The 20,083-nt window shown below is 62.9% G+C and carries 19 protein-coding genes; 13 read left to right on the top strand and 6 right to left on the bottom strand.

Features of this window, described 5'->3' with window-relative positions; translation table 11 throughout:
• Positions 1-31 precede the first annotated feature (31 nt).
• The 7 genes from ACFHWW_RS28045 (at position 32) to ACFHWW_RS28015 (ending at position 5,905) form a co-directional block, all read left to right on the top strand.
• Positions 32-1,009, top strand: a complete 978-nt coding sequence (locus tag ACFHWW_RS28045) for a TRAP transporter substrate-binding protein (protein WP_100670249.1) — start codon at positions 32-34, stop codon at positions 1,007-1,009.
• A 203-nt stretch (positions 1,010-1,212) separates the two neighbouring features.
• Positions 1,213-1,773, top strand: coding sequence for a TRAP transporter small permease (locus ACFHWW_RS28040; RefSeq protein WP_379942372.1), 561 nt, complete (start codon positions 1,213-1,215; stop codon positions 1,771-1,773).
• 4 nt (positions 1,774-1,777) lie between these two features.
• Complete coding sequence (locus ACFHWW_RS28035) at positions 1,778-3,061, top strand: TRAP transporter large permease (protein ID WP_100670247.1); 1,284 nt, start codon at positions 1,778-1,780, stop codon at positions 3,059-3,061.
• Between the two features lie 8 nt (positions 3,062-3,069).
• Positions 3,070-3,819, top strand: a complete 750-nt coding sequence (locus tag ACFHWW_RS28030; RefSeq protein WP_018098823.1) for a FadR/GntR family transcriptional regulator — start codon at positions 3,070-3,072, stop codon at positions 3,817-3,819.
• A 131-nt stretch (positions 3,820-3,950) separates the two neighbouring features.
• Entirely contained in the window at positions 3,951-4,799 is an 849-nt protein-coding gene (gene kduI, locus ACFHWW_RS28025; RefSeq protein ID WP_379942369.1) for a 5-dehydro-4-deoxy-D-glucuronate isomerase, read from the top strand.
• Complete coding sequence (gene kduD, locus ACFHWW_RS28020) at positions 4,796-5,560, top strand: 2-dehydro-3-deoxy-D-gluconate 5-dehydrogenase KduD (protein WP_379942367.1); 765 nt, start codon at positions 4,796-4,798, stop codon at positions 5,558-5,560. Before kduI ends, kduD begins: the two co-directional genes overlap by 4 nt.
• Before the next feature lie 9 nt (positions 5,561-5,569).
• Positions 5,570-5,905 carry a cupin domain-containing protein gene (locus ACFHWW_RS28015; protein WP_100670244.1) on the top strand — a complete coding sequence of 112 codons (336 nt, stop codon included), beginning with the start codon at positions 5,570-5,572 and terminating at the stop codon, positions 5,903-5,905.
• Positions 5,906-6,003: 98 nt separating this feature from the next.
• Here ACFHWW_RS28015 and ACFHWW_RS28010 read toward each other — a convergent pair whose 3' ends face one another.
• Positions 6,004-7,116 (bottom strand): LacI family DNA-binding transcriptional regulator, encoded by a 1,113-nt coding sequence (locus ACFHWW_RS28010; protein WP_379942365.1) that lies wholly within the window; start codon positions 7,114-7,116, stop codon positions 6,004-6,006.
• A 163-nt stretch (positions 7,117-7,279) separates the two neighbouring features.
• Between ACFHWW_RS28010 and ACFHWW_RS28005 the strand changes: the two genes are divergently transcribed.
• The 5 genes from ACFHWW_RS28005 to ACFHWW_RS27985 all read left to right on the top strand — a co-directional run bounded on the left by ACFHWW_RS28005 (position 7,280) and on the right by ACFHWW_RS27985 (position 12,766).
• Complete coding sequence (locus tag ACFHWW_RS28005; protein WP_100670243.1) at positions 7,280-8,263, top strand: ABC transporter substrate-binding protein; 984 nt, start codon at positions 7,280-7,282, stop codon at positions 8,261-8,263.
• 100 nt (positions 8,264-8,363) lie between these two features.
• Positions 8,364-9,857, top strand: coding sequence for a sugar ABC transporter ATP-binding protein (locus ACFHWW_RS28000; protein ID WP_100670242.1), 1,494 nt, complete (start codon positions 8,364-8,366; stop codon positions 9,855-9,857).
• A 1-nt stretch (position 9,858) separates the two neighbouring features.
• A complete protein-coding gene (locus ACFHWW_RS27995; protein ID WP_379942362.1) occupies positions 9,859-10,863 on the top strand; it encodes an ABC transporter permease in 1,005 nt (334 codons plus the stop codon).
• A gap of 12 nt (positions 10,864-10,875) precedes the next feature.
• Positions 10,876-11,868, top strand: a complete 993-nt coding sequence (locus ACFHWW_RS27990; RefSeq protein ID WP_379942360.1) for an ABC transporter permease — start codon at positions 10,876-10,878, stop codon at positions 11,866-11,868.
• A 49-nt stretch (positions 11,869-11,917) separates the two neighbouring features.
• Positions 11,918-12,766: a phytanoyl-CoA dioxygenase family protein gene (locus ACFHWW_RS27985; RefSeq protein ID WP_379942358.1), complete on the top strand. Its 849-nt coding sequence runs from the start codon at positions 11,918-11,920 to the stop codon at positions 12,764-12,766.
• 28 nt (positions 12,767-12,794) lie between these two features.
• Here ACFHWW_RS27985 and ACFHWW_RS27980 read toward each other — a convergent pair whose 3' ends face one another.
• The 4 genes from ACFHWW_RS27980 to ACFHWW_RS27965 form a co-directional block, all read right to left on the bottom strand.
• On the bottom strand, positions 12,795-15,080 hold the full coding sequence (locus tag ACFHWW_RS27980) for a xanthine dehydrogenase family protein molybdopterin-binding subunit (protein WP_379942356.1): 2,286 nt from the start codon (positions 15,078-15,080) through the stop codon (positions 12,795-12,797).
• A 22-nt stretch (positions 15,081-15,102) separates the two neighbouring features.
• A complete protein-coding gene (locus tag ACFHWW_RS27975) occupies positions 15,103-16,089 on the bottom strand; it encodes an FAD binding domain-containing protein (protein ID WP_379942354.1) in 987 nt (328 codons plus the stop codon).
• Between the two features lie 3 nt (positions 16,090-16,092).
• Entirely contained in the window at positions 16,093-16,752 is a 660-nt protein-coding gene (locus tag ACFHWW_RS27970; RefSeq protein WP_100670236.1) for a 2Fe-2S iron-sulfur cluster-binding protein, read from the bottom strand.
• Between the two features lie 126 nt (positions 16,753-16,878).
• Positions 16,879-17,763 carry a helix-turn-helix domain-containing protein gene (locus ACFHWW_RS27965; RefSeq protein WP_379942352.1) on the bottom strand — a complete coding sequence of 295 codons (885 nt, stop codon included), beginning with the start codon at positions 17,761-17,763 and terminating at the stop codon, positions 16,879-16,881.
• Positions 17,764-18,074: 311 nt separating this feature from the next.
• On the opposite strand from ACFHWW_RS27965, the gene ACFHWW_RS27960 reads away from it, so the two are divergent.
• The gene (locus tag ACFHWW_RS27960; RefSeq protein WP_379942350.1) at positions 18,075-19,154 is read left to right on the top strand and encodes an AI-2E family transporter; all 1,080 of its coding nucleotides are present in this window, start codon (positions 18,075-18,077) and stop codon (positions 19,152-19,154) included.
• A 97-nt stretch (positions 19,155-19,251) separates the two neighbouring features.
• Here the strand turns inward: ACFHWW_RS27960 and ACFHWW_RS27955 are convergent, their stop codons facing one another.
• Entirely contained in the window at positions 19,252-20,013 is a 762-nt protein-coding gene (locus tag ACFHWW_RS27955; RefSeq protein ID WP_379942348.1) for a DUF1236 domain-containing protein, read from the bottom strand.
• Between the last annotated feature and the right edge of the window lie 70 nt (positions 20,014-20,083).

Below are 20,083 nucleotides of genomic sequence, written 5' to 3'. Positions count from 1 at the left end.
GAATTCACATCATGCAAACGGGAGGAAAAGCATGAAAATCCTGGTCAAACTGGCGGCCGGTCTGTTGGTCGCCGCTTCTTTCATAGGCAATGCAGCCAATGCTCAGACGGTGCTGCGTTCATCCGATACGCATCCGGACGGCTATCCGACGGTCGAGGGGGTCAAATATTTCGGCGAGCTGGTCAAGGAGCGCACAGCCGGCCGCTACTCCGTCGAGGTCTATCACTCCGCGCAGCTCGGAGAGGAAAAGGACACGATCGAGCAGGTGCGCTCCGGTGTCATCGAACTGAACCGCGTATCGATGGCGCCCTTCAACGGAACGGTGAAGGAGTCGATCGTTCCGGCGTTGCCCTATCTATTCCGTTCGGAAGAGCACATGCACAAGGTGATGGACGGCGCGATCGGCGATCAGATCAAGAAGGCCTTCGAAGGCGCCGGAGTGGTGGTGCTTGCCTTCTATGACGCCGGCGCGCGTTCCTTCTACAACAAGCAGAAGCCGATCAATTCGGTTGAAGACATGAAGGGCCTGAAGTTCCGCGTCATCCAGTCGGACATCTTCGTCGACATGGTGGCAGCACTCGGGGCGAACGCTACGCCGATGCCCTACGGCGAAGTCTATTCGGGCATCGAAACGGGCGTCATCGACGGCGCGGAAAACAATTTTCCAAGCTACGACACCGCCAAGCATTTCGAAGTGGCCAAGAACTTCTCGCTCGACGAACACACCATCCTTCCGGAGGTATTCGTCATGAACAAGGCGGTCTTCGACAAGCTCACGCCGGAAGACCAGGAGATCTTCAAGCAGGCAGCGAAGGATAGCGTTGCCAAGCAGCGCGAGCTCTGGGCTGCCAAGGTGAAGGAGTCGCGTGCGAAGGTCGAAGCGGCCGGCGCGAAGATCACCACACCCGACAAGCAGGGGTTCATCGACGCGATGAAGCCGGTCTACGAAAAGCACGTCACCGATGAGGTCCTCAAGAAGATGGTCGAGGACGTTCGCGCGGTGCAGTGACGAGTCAGACGGGCAGGCCTGCTGTGCCCATGCGCGTTGGAGCGGGATAAGGAAAAGCCTGTGCGGTTCTCCGCCCACATCCCGCTCTAATCAATTGAAATCGATGCGTTCATGATTTTAGATCGACCCGACCCAGGATCATCGTAATCGAGCGCAAAGGCCGCGGCAGAAGCCTGCCCGTCCCTTTCAATAGGAATGAAACCTTGTCCAACGGATTGGCAAAATTGGGCCGGGGCCTCTCGTGGCTGGGCACCCTCTCGCTTTGGATGGCGGGTGTGGGCCTCGTCGCGATGACGCTCATCGTCGCCTGGCAGGTGTTCTGCCGCTACGTGTTGAACGACTCGCCGAGCTGGACCGAACCCGGCGCCGTCATGCTGATGAGCTGGTTCATCTTCTTGGGTGCCGCCGTCGGGGTGCGCGAAAACTATCATCTCGGCTTCGACGTGCTGCTCTATCTCGTGCCGAAAGGCGGCAAGATCTGGCTGCGCATGACATCCGATCTCGTCGCGCTCGCCTTCGGGATCGGCATGATCTGGTATGGGGGGCAGCTCGTGGCTCTCACCTGGAACACCATCCTGCCGTCGCTGCAGATTTCCGGCGGCTGGAGCTATGTGCCCCTCGTCGCGGGCGGCGTCCTCATTTGCCTGTTCGCGCTGGAGCGCATCGTCCTGCGCCTTGCCGGGGAGCCGATCGACGATCTTCTCGACGAAATGCCGCCGGCGGAGGTTGCCGCCGAACTCGACCCTGCTGAAATAAAGGCCTGACCCGATGGACATGATGATCCTCTTCGGCGTGTTCACGCTGCTGATGCTGATCGGCACGCCGATCGCCTTCTGCCTCGGCGTCGCGTCCTTCGCGACGGTTCTCTATCTGGGGCTGCCGCCGCTGGTGATCTTTCAGCGGCTCAATTCCGGCATGAGCGTGTTTTCGCTGCTTGCCATTCCATTCTTCATCTATGCCGGCGATCTGATGGTGCGTGGCGGAATCGCCCAGAAGATCGTCGCCTTCGCGGCCTCGCTGGTCGGGCACATCCGGGGCGGGCTCGGTCAGGTCAACATCGTCACCGCAACGCTGTTCGGCGGCATTTCAGGATCGGCCGTGGCGGAAGCCGCGGCTGTGGGCGGGCTGATGATCCCGCAGATGAAGCAGCGCGGTTACGGCGCGGACTACGCCGTCAACGTCACCTCCATGGCGGCCCTGATCGCGCTGATGCTGCCGCCTTCGCACAACATGATCATCTACTCGATCTCGGCAGGCGGAAAGATCTCGATCGCGGATCTCTTCACCGCCGGCATCCTTCCCGGCCTCCTTTACGCTGCCGCACTGATGACTACCGCCTATTTCGTTGCACGCCGGCGCGGCTATCCGACGGAGGTCTTTCCCGGGTTCGCCCGGGTCGGGCGCTATCTGCTGGTTTCGACGCCCGGCCTCCTGCTCATCGGCATCATCTTCGGGGGCGTACGTTCGGGCGTGTTCACCGCGACCGAGAGTTCCTGCATCGCCGTCCTCTATGCGCTCGCGGTGACCGTCTTCGTCTACCGGCAGATGACCTGGCAGGATTTCGTGCAGGCAACCTTCGCGGCCGTGCGCACGACGGCCATGGTCCTGCTCATCATCGGCATGGCGGCCGCCTTCTCCTGGCTGATGGCCTTCCTCAGAGTGCCCGCAGCGCTGATCGACTGGATGAACACGATCTCGGAAAATCCGATCATCATACTCCTGTTGCTCAACGTCCTGATGCTGTTCCTCGGCACCTTCATGGACATGGGCCCGACCATCATCATCTGCACGCCGATCTTCCTGCCCGTCGCCATGGCCTACGGCGTCGACCCGGTTCATTTCGGCGTCATCATGATCCTGAACTTCGGCATCGGCCTCAATACGCCGCCAGTGGGCGCCGTGCAGTTCGTCGCCTGTGCAGTCGGGAAAATTTCCGTCTGGCAGGCGATGCGCAGCATATGGCCGTTCTACCTGGCGGGGTTGATCGTGCTCGGGCTCGTCACCTATGTTCCGGCCCTTTCGCTATGGCTGCCGGCCGTCTTCAAAGGGTGACAAACCGCATGGACCTTCTGACCGAACGCAAACCGAAGCTTTCCGAACGCGTCGCGAACGCAATAAGGGAGCAGGTTCTGAAGGGCGAAATACAGCCCGGGCAGAAGCTGCCGACGGAGAGCCGGATGAGCGAGTTCTTCGGCGTCAGCCGCACGGTGGTGCGCGAAGCGATCGCAACCCTCGCCGCGGACGGCCTCGTGGAGCCGCGGCAGGGTGCCGGGGTTTTCGTCATGGACCACCCGACGCTTGCCTTCGGTTCGATCAGCCTCGACGTCGGCAACAAGATCTCCCATGCGCTCAACGTCATCGAGGTGCGGATGGGGCTCGAGATCGAGAGCGCGGGTCTGGCAGCGCTTCGGCGCAATGGCGCCCAGGAGGCCCAGATCCAGGAGGCCTTCTTCGAATTCGATCGCCTGCTCGAGCGCGGCGAGGCAACCGGAAAGAGCGACTTTGCCTTCCACCGGGCGATCGCGGCCGCGACCAATAATCCCTATTACGTGGAGGTTCTCGATGCGTTGGGTCTGCGGGCCATCCCTTGCGACGTCGCCTCCCCCTGGGGGACGGAAAGCGTGCTGTCTCGAGCATATCAGGAAAGCCTCCAGCGCGAGCATCTGGCGATCCTGAAGGCGATTTCCGAAAGCGATCCGGAAGCTGCCCGTGCCGCCATGCGCGCCCATCTGACCGCGAGCCAGGAACGCTACCGTGTCCGGTTGAGCGGACAGCAGGCCGCCTGGGGCGCCGCCAAGCGCGGCGTCTGATTGCCCATCTCCAGAGCGTTTTCGCTGGTATCGAAACAGCGGAACGCTTCAACACTTTGAAACGACGCACTCCTGGACGAGACCGTTACACGTTTTTCCTGGAAGTGCCCCAATCCGAGGACCGTGAGCCGATGACCGCAAGCCATATCGACTACACCATTCGTTTCGCCGTCGACCCGGCAGCAGCAGCCCGCATGGACACCGATGCCCTGCGTGCGAATTTTCACATCGGCGATCTGTTCCGGCAGGGGCGGATCTCGCTCACCTATAGCCATTACGACCGGATGATCGTGGGCGGTGCCGTGCCGGTCGACAAGTCCTTGGCTCTCGAAACCATCCGTCCGACGGGTACGGCGCGCTTTCTCGAGCGGCGCGAGCTCATCGCCGTCAATATCGGCGGCCCCGGCCGTATCGAGATGAATGGCGAAAGCTTCCGTCTCGAACCGCGCGACATGGCCTATGCCGGAATGGGAGAGGAGGTCACCTTCTCGTCCGAGGACCCGGCTGCGCCCGCCAAATTCTACCTGCTCAGTGCGCCCGCTCACCAGGCGCTGCCAAGGCGCCATATCCGCATCGGCGACGCCAAACGGCTAGACCTCGGCAGTGCGGCCACCTCTAACGAGCGTTCGATATTCCAGTTCATCCACCCCGAAGGGGTGAAGACCTGCCAGTTGGTCGTCGGCATGACACAGCTTGCCCCCGGATCGGTCTGGAACACCATGCCGTGTCACGTGCACGACCGGCGAATGGAGGCGTATCTCTATTTCGACCTCGATGACAGCGCCCGCGTCCTGCACCTCATGGGCGAGCCGAGCGAAACCCGGCACATCGTGATGGCCAGGGAAGAGGCCGTGCTTTCTCCGCCCTGGTCGATCCATTCGGGCTGCGGAACCGCAAACTACGCCTTCATCTGGGCCATGGCCGGCGATAATGTCGACTATACCGATGTGGAGATGGTGGCGATGGAGACGCTGCGATGAGCGTACCGTCGCGCTTCAGCCTGGCCGGCCGCCGTGTCGTCATCACCGGTGCCAATACCGGGATCGGACAGGGTATCGCGGTGTCGATCGCGAGGGCGGGCGGCACGGTTATCGGCGTGGGCCGCTCCGCCATGGACGAGACCGAAAAGAAGGTCACCGACGCCGGCGGAACTTTCATTGCGGCCCATGCCGATCTTGGCGATCGCGAAGCCACCCGCTCCCTCATCGACGGGTTGTGGAACGAGCACGGCCCGCTGCAGGGCCTGGTCAACAATGCGGGGATAATCCGTCGCGCCGACGCGGTGGATTTCACCGAGGCCGACTGGGATGATGTCATCGACGTCAATTTGCGTTCGCTGTTCTTCCTCAGTCAGGCCTTCGGCCGCCGGATCATTGCAGAGGAAAGCCGCGGCAAGATCGTCAACATCGCTTCGCTGCTGTCATTTCAGGGCGGGATTCGTGTCGCTTCCTATACCGCGTCCAAACACGGAGCTCTCGGCATCACCCGATTGCTGGCATGCGAATGGGCTGCCAAGGGCATCAATGTGAATGCCGTGGCGCCCGGCTACGTCGTCACCAAAAACACGGAAGCTCTGCGCGCCGACGAAAAGCGCAGCGCCTCCATTCTGGAACGTATCCCTGCCGGGCGCTGGGGCACGCCGGACGATATAGGCGATGCGGCGGTCTTCCTGCTTGCACCGGCCTCCGACTACATGCATGGCGCCGTCGTTCCGGTCGACGGCGGCTGGCTCGCCAGATAGGAGAAAACGATGGACACGAAACTTTTTGCCCGTGGCGACGACGGCGAATGGACAGAGCTCGGACAGGGCAATCGGCGCCGGGTGATCCTGCATACCGACGAGCTGATGCTGGTCGAATTCGCCTTCGAGAAAGGCGGAATCGGCGCACTCCACTCACACCCTCATGTGCAGGGAAGCTATATCGCAGAGGGCAGGTTCGAAGTCACCGTCGGCGAGCACACGCAGGTTCTTTCGACCGGCGACAGTTTCATTGCTCCGTCGGGCGTGGTCCATGGCGTAAAGGCGCTGGAGGCCGGGCGGCTGATCGACAGCTTCACGCCGCACCGCGCCGATTTCCTGAAATAGAGCAGTTCAAGGAAGCGGTTTTCCCTCTGCAACCGCGCAGCCGCAAGACTTGAAGCCGTCGCGTCCCACCTGCGTCGGGCATTCCGGTTCGACGCCGCTCACCCCTCGCGCAAGGCAAGAGCACGTCCAGTCATCCTCTCGGGGATGGCTGCCGTCGTTCCCCGTTCTACCAGAGGGCCATCCACCTTGATCGTCATCGGGCGCGGGTTCTTTCCGTGTATCGCCATGTCGATCAGCATTTCCGCCGCCTTCTGACCCATTTCATAGTTCGGCAGCACCAGCGTCGAAAGCGGCGGATGCGTGTAGCGGGCGAGTTCCTGGTCGTCGTAACCCATTACCGACAGGTCCTGCGGCACGCGAAGCCCGCGTTCCGAAGCTGCCTCGAGCGCCCCGATCGCCATCAGGTCGTTGCCGCAGAAGATGGCGGTCGGCGGATTGTCGATGGCAAGCAGCTCGAGTGCAGCCTCGTAGCCGCGCAAGGGCAGCCAGTCGCCATTGCGCACCAGGGATTCGTCATAGGCGATATCGGCGGTGGCCAGCGCCTGCTTGTAGCCTTTGAGCCGATCGATTGCCGCATCCATCCACGGTTCGCCGTTGATGAAGCCGACACGCCGGTGTCCGAGAGAAGTCAGATGCGCCGTCGCCGCGAAGCCTCCGGCGACCTCTCCGGGTACGATCGCCAGGTGCTGGCGCGGCTCGGCATAGCAGTTCAGCAGAATCGTCGGAATGTTCGCCAGTTCGCGCGGAACACTCACCTTTCGTGTGAAGATCGTCGCATAAATCACTCCAGCGATTGCCGGATCGCGCAATACAGCGCGCAGCACGGCGCTCTCAAGGTCGGGGTTGGAACGGGTCGCGTGCGCGGAAACGAGCAGGCCCTGTTCGAAGGCGTAGTCGCGAATTCCGTCGAGGCTGACCACCGGGTGCGGACTCGTCGATATCTCGTCTACTATGAAGGCTATCGTATCCTTTTCGATCGCGGGAGCACGGGCGAGATCCTGCCGGGTATTCGGCAGCCTGTACCCGATCTTTCGCGCTGCTTCCCGCACGCGCGCCCTTGTTTCGGCCGAGATGCGGGCTCCGGACATTTCATTCAGAACGAGGGAAACGCTCGATTGCGAGACGCCGGCGATACGCGCCACGTCGGTCATGGTCGGCCGGCCGCCGCCCGCTTCCTTAGTCGACGCACCGCCCCCATTGCCCTTTGCCATTTCGTTCCCCAGTCCGGCGCTGCAACGCCGCATTCAATTTGTGCATGTGCTAATAACTTTAGCCTTGACTGCTAATAATATTAGCGCAAGGTTTTCCCCTGTGAAGCATAAAGTTGCTCGCAGCCGGTAGAGGAGTACCGGCAAACCGGGAGGAGAGAACACGATGAACAGGATTTCACGTCGCGCGTTCATGCTTGCGGCCACGGCGGCCGGCGCAATCGCCGTCGCCGGCACCGTCGCTTTCGCGGAACTGCCCAAACTGGCGCAGAAGGAGACCTATAAGGTCGGTTTCGCGCAAACGGAATCCAACAATCCCTGGCGCATCGCCCAGACAAACAGCATGAAAGCCGAGGCCGAGAAGCTCGGCCATCAGCTCGTCTACACGGACGCCGCCGGGTCCGCGGCCAAGCAGGTGGCCGACGTCAACTCGATGATCGCCCAGGGCGTGGACCTGATCTTCCTGGCGCCGCGCGAAGAGAAGCCGTTGATCCCCGCCGTCATGGCCGCCAAGAAGGCCGGCATTCCCGTCATCCTGCTCGACCGCAGCGTCGATCCGTCGCTTGCCAAGGCCGGCGAGGACTACGTGACCTTCATCGGCTCGGATTTCATCGAAGAGGGCAGGCGCATCGCCGAGTGGCTCGTCAAGAATGCCAACGGCAAATCGAAGATCATCGAGCTCGAGGGTACGACCGGCTCGTCGCCGGCCAACGACCGGAAGAAAGGTTTCGACGAGACGATCAAGGCGGCAGGCGGCTTCGAGATCGTCGCTTCGCAGTCGGGCGATTTCGCACGCGACAAGGGCCGGCAGGTCGCCGAAGCCCTCTTGCAGGCGCATCCGGATGCCGACATCGTCTATGCCCATAACGACGAGATGGCGATCGGTGCCATTGCCGCAATAGAGGCGGCGGGCAAGGTCCCGGGCAAGGACGTGCTGGTCTTGTCGATCGACGGCGGCAAGGAAGCGGTGCAGGCGGTCATCGATGGAAAGATCGCCGCGGTGGTCGAGTGCAATCCGCGCTTCGGGCCCAAGGCCTTCGAGACGATGCTGCGCTATGCCAAGGGCGAGAAGATCGACCCCACAGTCATAAACGAGGACAAGTTCTACGACGCGTCAAACGCGGCTGCCGAACTCGCCAACGCCTACTGACATCCTTCGCCACCCGATCGGATCGCTCCGGCCGGGTGGCGAAGTCCGCAATCGCTGCGAAATCGGCCGCGATAAAGACAGATCGGCATCGGGAGGACTTATGCTTCTGTCCATGCAGGGCATCTGCAAGTCGTTTAACGGCATTCCGGCGCTTCGTGCGGCTTCTCTCGAAGTCGGCGAAGCCGAGGTGATGGCACTCGTCGGGCAGAACGGCGCGGGCAAGTCGACGCTCATCAAGATATTGACCGGCGCGTACCGCCGCGACGAGGGTGCAGTCGTCTTTGCGGGAGAGGACGTATCCTTCAGCATGCCGGCGGAGAGCCAGGCCCGAGGCATTGCGACGATCTACCAGGAGATCAACCTCGCCCCGCAGCGCTCCGTCGCCGAAAACATCTATCTGTCGCGCGAACCCCGCCGCTTCGGCATGATCGACCGGGCCGCGATGCGACAAGGCGCCGCCGACGTGCTGCGGACCTTCAATCTGGAGATCGACGTCGATCAACCTGTCGCCGGCTTCAGCGCCGCTACCCGGCAGATGGTTGCCATCGCGCGCGCCGTGACACAGAAGGCACGGCTCGTCATCATGGACGAACCGACCTCTTCCCTCGACGAGCGGGAAGTCGGCATCCTTTTCGACACCATAAGGACGCTCAAACGCGGCGGCGTCTCGGTCGTCTTCATCGGCCATCGTCTCGACGAGCTCTACCGGATCTGCGACAGGGTCACCATCATGCGTGACGGCAAGACCGTGGCGACGGCCGCAATGGCGGACATGCCGAAGCTCGCACTGGTGCGCCATATGCTGGGCAAAGAACTCGCGGCCTTCGAAGCGATCGCCAAGGACGCCGACGAGGGCGCACAGCGACCGGTGCGGCTATCGGTCCGGAATGCGGGCGCCGGCGTCCGCGTGCGGGATGTGAGCCTCACGGTGCGCGAAGGCGAGATCTCCGGGCTTGCCGGCTTGCTCGGCTCCGGCCGAACCGAAACGGCCAACCTGATTTTCGGCGCCGAGCGGCTGCAGCGCGGCGAAATTCGCTACGATGGCGAAGCCCGCTCCTATCGCCAGCCCGCGGACGCAATTGCCGACGGCATCGGGCTCGTCGCCGAGGACCGGAAGGTCGACGGCATCATTCCCGATATGAGTATTCGCGAAAACATGACGCTCGCGCTTCTGCCGAAGCTCGCCCGCGCCGGTATCGTCGATCGCGCCCGCCAGGATGAAATCGTGGTTCGCTACATCGCGGCGCTGGGCATCAAATGCACCTCGCCGGACCAGCCTATCAAGGAACTTTCCGGCGGCAATCAGCAGAAAGTCCTGCTCGGCCGGTGGCTCTGCACCGATCCCAAGCTCCTGATCGTCGACGAGCCGACCCGCGGCATCGATATCGGCGCCAAATCGGAAATCCTCCGCCTCCTGCGCCGGCTCGCCGACGAGGGCCTCGGCGTGCTGATGATTTCGTCCGAACTCGAGGAATTGCTGGCGGCGGCTGACCGGGTAACCGTGCTTAGCGACGGAACCTCGGTCGCCGTGCTGCCGCGCAAGGAATTGAGCGAGGCTGCGCTCTTTGCCGCCATGGCACATCAGGTGGAGTAGCATGACGACGATCGAGACACAGGCGACCGCAGGCACCGTCCCCTCCGGCAAACGTTTCTTTAGGCTCGCCGGGCGTTACGGCACCGTCGCCGCCTTCCTGGCCCTGATCCTGTTCAACGTCGTTTTCACTCCGAACTTCCTGTCGCTGCAGACGCTCAACGTCAATCTCACCCAGGTCGCCACGATCGTGATCGTCGCCATCGGAATGACGCTCGTGATAGCCACCGGCGGCATCGATCTTTCGGTTGGCTCCCTGATGGCGATCGGCGGTGCGCTTGCGCCGATGATCTTCATGGGGACGCTGTTTCCGATTTCCTCCATGCCCGTGGCCGTGGCGCTGGCCTTCGTTCTGCCGGTCGTCGCGACGGGGCTGCTCGGTCTTTTCAACGGCCTCCTCGTGACCCGTTTCGCCATCCAGCCGATCATCGCGACCCTCGTGCTGTTCATCGCAGGCCGCGGCATCGCCCAGGTGATGACCAACGGCAACCTGCAGGTCTTCCGGAACGAAGGTTTCCAATTCATCGCCCTGGGGCGTGTCGCCGGCATTCCCGCCCAGGTGATCCTGATGATTGCGATCGCAGCGATCGCCTGGGCGGCAATCCGCTACACGGTGTTCGGGCGGCAGGTCATCGCGGTCGGAGGCAACGAGAAGGCCGCACGCCTCACCGGCATACCCGTCCACCGCGTCAAACTGCTTGTCTACACGATCAGCGGCGCGCTTGCCGGGGTGGCGGGCCTCATCGTCGTCGCGCGTAATTCCGCAAGCGACGCGAACCTCGTCGGCCTCGGCATGGAGCTCGACGCGATCGCCGCAGTCGCCGTCGGCGGCACGCTTCTGACCGGCGGGCGGGCAAACATCGTGGGCACCGTGATCGGCGCCCTGGTCATCCAGCTGGTGCGCTACACCCTGCTGGCCAATGGCGTGCCGGACGCGGCCGCCTTGATCGTCAAGGCTGCACTGATCTTACTTGCGGTGTTCATCCAGCAGCGCGCCGGAAAGTCGTGAGGGAGAATGCCGATGAACTCACTCCTCAAGGCTCTTGCCCTCAAGTCCCCCGGCGATATGGCCCGCCTCGGCGTCATCCTGGCGCTGTTCGGCCTCATCCTGTTCGGAGCGCTGCGCTACGAGAACTTCCTGTCGCAATACAACATCCTGAGCTTCCTGCGTTACAACTCCATGTTCGCGCTGATCGCGCTGGGCATGGCCTTCGTCATCATGACGGGGGGCATCGATCTCTCCGTCGGCGGTACCGCAGCCATGGCGAGCGTCGTCGCCGCGCTTCTGTCGCCCTATCATTGGGCCGCAGGTCTCTTCGGCGGCATCGCGGCGGGTCTTGCCGTCGGAGCATTGAACGGTTTCACCGTGACCGTCATGCGCACCCAGCCTTTTATCGCGACGCTCGCGACAATGCTGGCGGCCTATGGCACCGGCTTGCTGCTTGCGGGAAACCAGTCCGTCTCCGTTTCCTACGACAGCGGCTTCACGGCGATAGGCCAGGACGACTTCCTTGGCTTTCCGATTCCCGCCTGGATCGCCCTTCTCGTCTATGTTGCCGGCTGGCTGGTGCTCGAACGCCTGCCTGTCGGCCGCCATGTGCTGGCGATCGGCGACGGCGAAGCGACGGCCGCATTGATGGGCCTCAAGGTGAGGCGGACGCTCGCCGCCGTCTATGTCGGCTCCGGCGCGCTGGCGGGGCTCGCAGGCGTCATCCTCGCCTCGCAGTTCGGTGCCGGCCAACCGACCGAGGGAGTCGGCTGGGAACTCTTCGCGATCGCCTCCGTAGTCGTCGGAGGTACGCTTCTGACAGGCGGTTCGGGCTCTGTCGGGGCGACCCTTGCGGGCGCCCTTCTGCTCGCAATGGTGTTCAACATCCTGAATTTCGAGAACGGTCTCGGGTGGATTTCCCTTTCGGCCTATTGGCAATCCGTCATCCGCGGTGGCTTCCTGCTGATCGTCGTCGTTCTTCAGGCGCGATTGATGTCACGCCGAACAGGCGAGGAACGCGTCTGAGATGCGGCCATGGTGAAGCCCGCGACAATGCGAAGCAAGAGGAGATGTGATGACTACGACAGCAACACATGAAAACCGGTCGGGCTACGATTTCAGCGCGTCCGTCGAAGCCTTGCAACGGGAGGGCATTACCGGACTGAAGAGTGCCTTCTCGCGCGAGTGGGCCGAAACCATGCGTGAGGACATGATGACGGCCTTCTGGTCGGCCATTCAGCGGCCGGGTGGCGCCGTCGGCCGTGGCCCGCGCCGCTGGTACATCGAGATCCATCCGCAGGATTTTTCCGGCTTCGTCGACCTCGTCACCCATCCGTGGGTGGCCGGCATGTGCGAGGCGGTGCTCGGTCCCGACTACCAGATCGTCGAGATCGGTTTCGACGTGCCGTTCCAGGGGGCGAAGTACCAGCCCTGGCACCGCGACTTCCCCTCGCCGCCGGAAACCTATGTCGAGCGCCGCATCACCTCGCTTGCCTTCAATCTCACCGGCGTGGACGTGACGGAGGATATGGGTCCGTTCGAGATCGCGCCCGGCACCCAGTGGCTCGACGGCAGGGAGTGGAAGCATGAAATGTTCCCGCCCAAGGAGAGGTGGCCTGAGTTTCAGGAGCTCGCGACGCGCAAATATCCGAAGCTGGGAGACGTTTCGTGCCGCTCCGCGCTCACCATCCATCGGGGTACGGAACATGCTTCGCCGATCGCCCGTCCGGTCATGGTCCTCGGCGTCGACGCGCCCGGCGCCGGCCACGCCGAACTGCACGACATGATGGTGACGCAGGATTACTTTGATGCCCTGCCCGTTCTGGTGAAGCAGCACCTCGTCTGCAGTGTCGTCGAGGAACTGATCCCCGTCACGCAGAAACACGACATCGAAGGTCTGGTGATGGGCTCGACACCGACCTGAGGATCCCTCAGCTCGCTTTCGCCGGAATTCAAAGCGCAACCGTCGCCAGGCCCGGCAGGACCTTGTCCAGGGTCAGCGGGAACTCGCGAACCCTTACTCCGGTGGCGTTATAGACCGCATTGGCGATCGCCGCGCCGGCACCGCAAACGCCGAGCTCTCCGAGGCCCTTTGCGCCGAAAGGGTTGGCCTTGTCATCGCTCTCCTCCATGAACACGACATCGAGGTCGGGAACGTCGCTGTTGACCGGAACGTGGTACTCGGCAAGGTCATGATTGACGAAACATCCGTGGCGGCGGTCAAGGACGGATTCCTCCATCAAGGCTGCGCCGAGACCCCAGATCATACCTCCGAGTATCTGTGAACGCGCCGTCTTGGCATTGAGAATACGGCCTGCGCCGATCACGGCGAGCAAGCGCCTCGCACGAACCTCTCCCGTGTCGCAGTCGACGCTCACCTCGGCGAAATGCGCGCCGTACGAATGCTGCGAGAATGCTCGGTAGCTCTCGGTGCTCGCACCGGCCTCGACCGAGCCCGTGGCGTCGAGCCCTTCGGGTGCGACGCGCCGCATAAATTCCGGCAATGCTTCCGTCCGTTCGCCGAAGCGGATCGCTCCTGCGACCATCGTGACGTCGTCAGTCCCGGAATTCTGGTCGGATGCACCATCTTGCGTGCGCAGCGCGGCCACGATCTTGCGTTTCAGCGCCTCGCACGCACGCAAGAGGGCCGTCCCGGCACTTGCCGCTCCCCAGGAACCGCCGGAGCCTGCGGTCAAGGGAAAGCGGCTATCCCCAAGCTCGATCGTGACTGCCGCAATCGGAACGCCGAGAGCATCGGCGGCTATCTGCGTGAGGATGGTGTAGGTCCCCGTACCGATATCGGTCATGTCGAGGCGAGCGGTCACTCGCCCCTCCGCATCGATCCGAACCGAAGCCGCCGCGGCCCCAATGTAGTTCGGCCGGATCGCAGCCGCCATGCCGAGGCCAACCAACTTCCGGCCTTCGCGCAGGCTGCCCGGTTCCGACCTGCGCCGCTCCCAACTGAAGCGCCGTGCGCCCTCCTGCATGCATGCCACGAGGTTACGCGTGGAAAACGGCACCCCGCGCTCGGGATCGAGATCGGGCTCGTTGCGGATCCTGAGCTCGATCGGGTCAAGACCCAGCCGCTCGGCCAACTCGTCCATGGCGCATTCCAGCGCGAGCATGCCTGGGGCCTCGCCCGGAGATCGCATCCACTCGCCTCTGTTGAGGTCGACTGGAACGAGCCGGTGGCGGGTCAGGCGACTGGGCGCGGCATAGAGCGAACGGGCGAAGACCGCCGTCTGCTCGCAGAATTCCTCGACGCGAGAGGTTGCCGACCAGACATCGTGTCCGAGAGCAAGCAGTTTTCCGTCGGGGCTCGCGCCCAATCGAACGTTCTGGAGCATTTCCGCACGGTGCCCGGCATTGGCGAACATCTGCTGGCGCGTCAGGGCGACCTTGACGGGTCTTCCGAGAATGCGCGCGGCCAGAGCCGCGAGCACCGAATCGGCATGGACAATGAGTTTGGAGCCGAAACCACCGCCGATGTAACGGCTGATCACGCGCACGCGCTCGAGAGGAATGCCGAGCGTGGCGGCGAGACCGGCACGAAAGTTCGAGAGGGTCTGGGCCGAGGTATGGATCGTTACGCCGTCGCCCTGCCAGACCGTCAACGTCGCATGGGGCTCCATCGGATTGTGGTGCTGATAGGGCGTACGGTAGGTCATGTCGATCCGCACCGCCGCCTCGGCAAAGGCGGCATCGAAATCGCCCACTGCACTATCCGTATCAAAGCCTGCATTGGTCCGCTGCGGTGCGTAGGCCGCTCCGCGGCGCTCTTCGAGGCCGAAGTCGCCGGCTGCTTCTTCGTAGCCCACCTTGATGAGGGCCGCAGCGGCGCGTGCGGCCTCGAAGGTCTCGCCGACCACAAGAGCGATGGGCTCGTCATAGTGGCGGATGCGGTCGTCGCGGAGCACGGGTCGCGCACGGGTGAAAACATCGCGCACGGCCGGCGTGACGGCTGGACCAAATTCCGGTTGCGGCGGTGCATTCAGATGCGTCATCACGTGAAGGACGCCCGGTGTTCGTACGGCGTGGCCGGTTTCGATTTCCAGAATGCGGCCTTTGGCGATGCCCGCACCCAGGACAAAACCGAAAGCCGGAGCCGGGCCCTCCGCAACTTCGTAGGCATAGGTGGCGGTGCCGGTAACCTTGACCGGCCCATCGACGCGGTCGATGGGTTTGCCTATGAGGCTGCCGCCACCGCTTGTGGTATTTCGCTGCGCCTTATCCGTCATAGTGTCCACCAGTTTGCTCGGATCATGCTTGTTCGGCCAGGGAGGCGAGCGTGTAACGCACCGTCCGCTTGCCCAAGGGAATCTTGAAGTCGTTGCCGCCATATCCGGCGGCTCCCGCCAGGGCGGCCTCCGCGGCGTCCGTTAGCACATGGTCCGATAGTGCCGCATCCGCGAGCCTGCTCTCGGTTTCCAGGGCCCGCCAGGGTTTCGGCGCAACGCCACCCAAGGCGACACGAGCGGTTCGCACCCGATTGCCGGAAACCTCGATGATCGCTGCAACGGAAACGAGGGCGAACGCGTAGGAGGCGCGGTCGCGCACCTTGCGATATGCCTGCCGGCCCGCGGGTGGTGGCGGCAGAGTGACGCCGGTGATCATTTCGCCGTGGGCAAGCACGGTCTCCTGGTGCGGCGTCGTGCCAGGCAGCCGGTAGAGATCTCCGATCGGGATCGAACGCGTTTCACCTCCCGGTGAGACGGTTTCGACTGCAGCGTCGAGCACCGCCATGGCGACCGCCATGTCTGAGGGATGCACGGCAATGCACGCCTGGCTCGTTCCGATGACCGCATGCATCCGGTTGAAGCCCTTGAGTGCGGCGCAACCGGCGCCCGGTTCTCGTTTGTTGCAAGGCATGTTGCGGTCGTAAAAATAGGGACATCGCGTACGCTGGAGAAGGTTGCCGGCTGTCGAAGCCTTGTTTCTTATCTGGCCGGAGGCGCCCGCCAGCAGCGCCTGAGACAGAACCGGGTAGCGTGACCTGACGATCGGATCGGCGGCGAGATCGCTGTTGCGGACCTGAGCGCCGATATGCAATCCGCCCTCCTCGGTCGGCTCGATACGGTCGAGTCCCAAACGGCCGATGTCGACGAGATGATCCGGGCGCTCGATACCCAGTTTCATCAGATCCAGGAGATTGGTGCCGCCGGCGATGAAACGTGCCGCCGGCCGACGCGCCACAGCCGCAACGGCCGTCTCCACTGTGTCGGCCCGCTGATAGGAGAAGGGCTGCATGCTTCATGACCTCCCTGCCGCATCGCGAATGGCGGCTACGATGTTGGGGTAAGCGGCGCAACGGCAGAGATTGCCGCTCATGCGCTCACGAATTTCGGCATCGGTAAGATTGGCGGAGGCGGCCGCAACATCGGCGGTTGCGTGGCTCGGCCAACCTTCGCCGACCTCCCGCAGCATTCCGACTGCGGAGCATATCTGTCCGGGAGTACAATAGCCGCACTGAAAACCATCGTGTTCGATGAATGCCGCTTGCATCGGGTGAAGTTCGTCCTCACCTGCAAGCCCCTCGATCGTGGTGATCTCATCGCCCTCATGCATCGCGGCGAGCGTCAGACAGGCATTGATCCGGCGTCCGTTCACAAGAACAGTGCAGGCTCCGCATTGACCATGGTCGCAACCCTTTTTCGAACCGGTGAGACCGAGATGGTTGCGCAAGGTGTCGAGCAGCGTGGTCCGCGGATCCACTTCCACCGCGATGTCATTGGAATTGATGTTGAGCAGCACCGGCAGCGTGGACGCCGGGCCTGTAGACGGTGCGCCAGCAGCACCGGTTGCAGCGGCACGCCCGACGGGCAGGCCGGCGATGAGGAGCAGGGTCGTGGCTGCACCGCCCTCGAGCACCGCCCTTCGCGTCGGTCCATTGTCCTTTTGCGTTTCGTCCATGAGTCATCTCCGGATTCGACTGCGAGGTGGATTCCCACCGCCTGGAACGCGCCGAGCGGCGCGCATCGACAGGAGACAACATGGCCGCCGGCGCCTGCCATTTCTTTCAGGAAATCGGCGCGATTATCAGGATTTCGGAATAACTTTCGACCGATAGGCGTGCGGGGTGACGCCTCGCAGGCGCTTGAATGTCGTGGTGAAGTGGCTCTGGCTCGAGAAGCCGCAGGTCAACGCGATCGCGCTCAGCGTCGTGTCGGTCTCGCACAGGAGCACCTCCGAGCGCCGGATGCGTTCCTCGAGCACATAGGCGTAAGGCGCGAAGCCGGTCGTGACTTTGAAGCGACGCGCAAAAGAATCCGAGGCAACACCGGCGACATCGGCCAAATCGCCGAGGGAAATGTCGCCGTCCAAGTGTGCGTCTATATAGTCACGGACCCGTTTGACGACGCGGCTGCCGAGGGAGCCATGGCGGGGAGCCGGTACGGGCTCGTCAGCGAAGCCACGTATCCGCAAAGTGACGAGTGCAATCAGATGTTCCATATAGGCCGAATCGGGGATATGGCCGTTGGATATCTCGCTGCTCAACGATTGCAACAGCGCGCTGATCACATTGTCGCTCTTGTTTATCAGGACCGGCAAATCCTGCAGGTGATCGCTGGCGGGAGAGATAGACCGGGGTTTGATCCACAGGGCGGAATAGATAAGGTCGACGTCGCGATAGGCACCGAGGCGTTCCACCCCCGCGGGCACGAACGTTATCGCACCAGATCGGTCCCGCCCCTCATAAACCATCTTTCCATCGGATCGGATGGAGGTCTGCGATGTGGCGCCTTCCTCCGTCAGGACGAGTACGTGATGCGGCGCCGTCCAGCGAAGTTCGGCTTCCCGGCACGCCCACCGCCGACGATCGAAAACGACCGAGGAACCGGCCCAGGAAGCTGTCGTGGGCTGCGCCGGCTGCTCTCCGGCAGTCCGAATTCGCCCACTACCGAAAAGCGGCCTGAAAGACATATCTATCGTCCTGTGTTCTACCGAACCAAAACCGCGCCGGCGCCCACGCGCCATCGCCACGCCCCCAGGGTCCTCACCTTCTCGCCCGCACGAACTCTCCAGCATCCAAGCCGGTTGCGCCACCAAACCATGTTCAAAGTGTCGTGTAGTGGCTCCCACCAGCCGAGACCAACGGGAACTGCCGGGACAATTGCTCGCTTGGTGCGCCCGTTTGCATTGGCTGTCGCAACGTCTTTCGGTGAGATGCGTTATCTTTTGACAAGTCTGTCCGACTGGACCCGAACTGCCCGCAAACGAGCGAAGAAAACGCGATGGCGAAGAGTGTTTCCGTAGCTGAGGAAAAGGATGCTCCAGAACGCCTACTGACGCCGCGGCGGTCGCGGACATTGGCAATCCTTGTTGCGCTCGCCGTGGGATTGGTCGTCTGCTACTTCCTCGCGGTGCCCTTCCTGCCCGCTCTCACATGGGCGCTCGTGCTCACTGTGATGTTCCGGCCGCTGCATCGTCGGATCGAAAAACGCTTCCGCTACCCGGAAGCCGCCGCCGGGGCGACCGTGGCGATCGCCGTCTTCGTTGTGGCTGTTCCGCTCACCTTCATGGCGGAACGGTTGGTAAACGAGGCTGCCAAGGGGGCACAGATCGTCGAGGAAGCGGTGAGGTCGGGTAAATGGAGCGATGCGCTCGCCAACCATCCACGCCTTGCACCGGTCGTCGTCTGGGTCGAAACGCAGCTCGATCTGGCCGGGATCGCAGGCAGCGCGACCAGTTGGCTTACCAACTTCAGCGCCTCATTCGTGCGTGGGTCCGTTGCCCAGATCGTCGACGCCATCCTGACATTCTATTTTCTGTTCTATTTCCTGCGTGACGGCCAGCAGGCACTGGGCGCGCTGAAGGAATATTCCCCTCTCAGCTCGCAGGAGATGAACCGGCTGTTCACGCGGGTAAACGAAACGGTGCAGGCCGTCGTCTTCGGCACGGTGGCCGTTGCTGCCGTACAGGGCGCGATGGGCGGCCTGATGTTCTGGTTGCTCGGTCTGCCGGCGCCCGTAGTCTGGGGCCTCGCCATGGGCTTGCTCGCCATCGTGCCGGTGCTCGGCGCCTTCATCGTCTGGCTTCCGGCCGCGCTGTCGCTGGCCCTGGGCGGCGAGTGGGGAAAGGCGCTTATACTCGTCGCCTGGGGCGCCGGAGTGGTCGCGACCATCGACAATCTTCTCTACCCCATCTTCGTGGGAGATCGCCTGAAGCTCCACACGCTGACGGCGTTCATGAGCATGATCGGAGGCATAATCGTATTCGGGTCGGCTGGGCTGGTGATCGGCCCGGTAGCCTTCACGGTGACGCTGCTGCTCCTGGATATCTGGCGCCGGCATAATTCGAACCCCGAGGTTTGAGGCGCCGGAAAGGATCGAAACCCCACGGCGCACGACCGTGGGTCGAGGAGAATGGCCCGCCTGAAGAATCAGACGGGCAGCTTCATCAGGCAAGCTGTCAGGCGAGGATCACCACGATCTCCAGCGATGAAGGTTCGACGATGACGATCCGACCGTCGGCGAGGATGAAGAACAGATAACCTTCATATCTCGGCACGATCTTCACGATGCGGGTCGGAAGCGGCTTCAGCTTGACCTTGACAGTTTCCGGTACTGCCACTCCGACGGATACGTCGAAGTCGACGTCGATCGGCTCGACGTTCTCTTCCTTGATGATCTGCGTGATTTCGGTTTTCTGCTCTACCGTCACGTCGACATCTCCGGAAGAGCCGGAGGACTGACCCTGCTCGGTCGACTGGGACTGGCCTTGAGCGGGTTCCTTGGTTTCGCCCTGCGCGGGCTGCTGCTCGGAGTCCTGCTGCTTGGTCTGCGTGTCGGTCCCCGTCTCCCCGCTTTGCGAGCCGCCTTGATCCTGCTGCGTGCCTGTTTCCCCCTGCTGGTCCTGCTGCAGTTGGTCAGGCTGCTTCTGTTGATCTTGCTGATCCTGCTGCTGACCCTGGTCGGCCGGTTGCTGCTGATCGGCGGGCTGTTTCTGATCTGCCGGCTGTTGCTGATCCTGGCCCGTCTGCCCGTCCTGCTGTGTCGCACCCCCTTGAGCGTCAGGCTGCTGATCCTGTTGCGCGCCGCCCTGCGGACATTCCGTCCCGGCCGGGCAATCGGTGGATTGGCCCTGTGCCGGCTGTTCCGTCTGTGCAAAGACCGGGGTGGACGCAACCCCGAGGCTCAAAGCGAGCGCACTCTTGATAAGGATACCCTTCATCGGATGTTCTCCATTCGAACGTCCCTTCGAGTAGCCAACTGCGGATTGACAGGATTGTTCCCTGGCAACC

It is taken from the genome of Sinorhizobium sp. P24N7 (genome assembly GCF_042436655.1).
Lineage (GTDB): Bacteria > Pseudomonadota > Alphaproteobacteria > Rhizobiales > Rhizobiaceae > Sinorhizobium > Sinorhizobium meliloti_A.
This window is presented reverse-complemented; position numbering and strand designations above follow the sequence as displayed.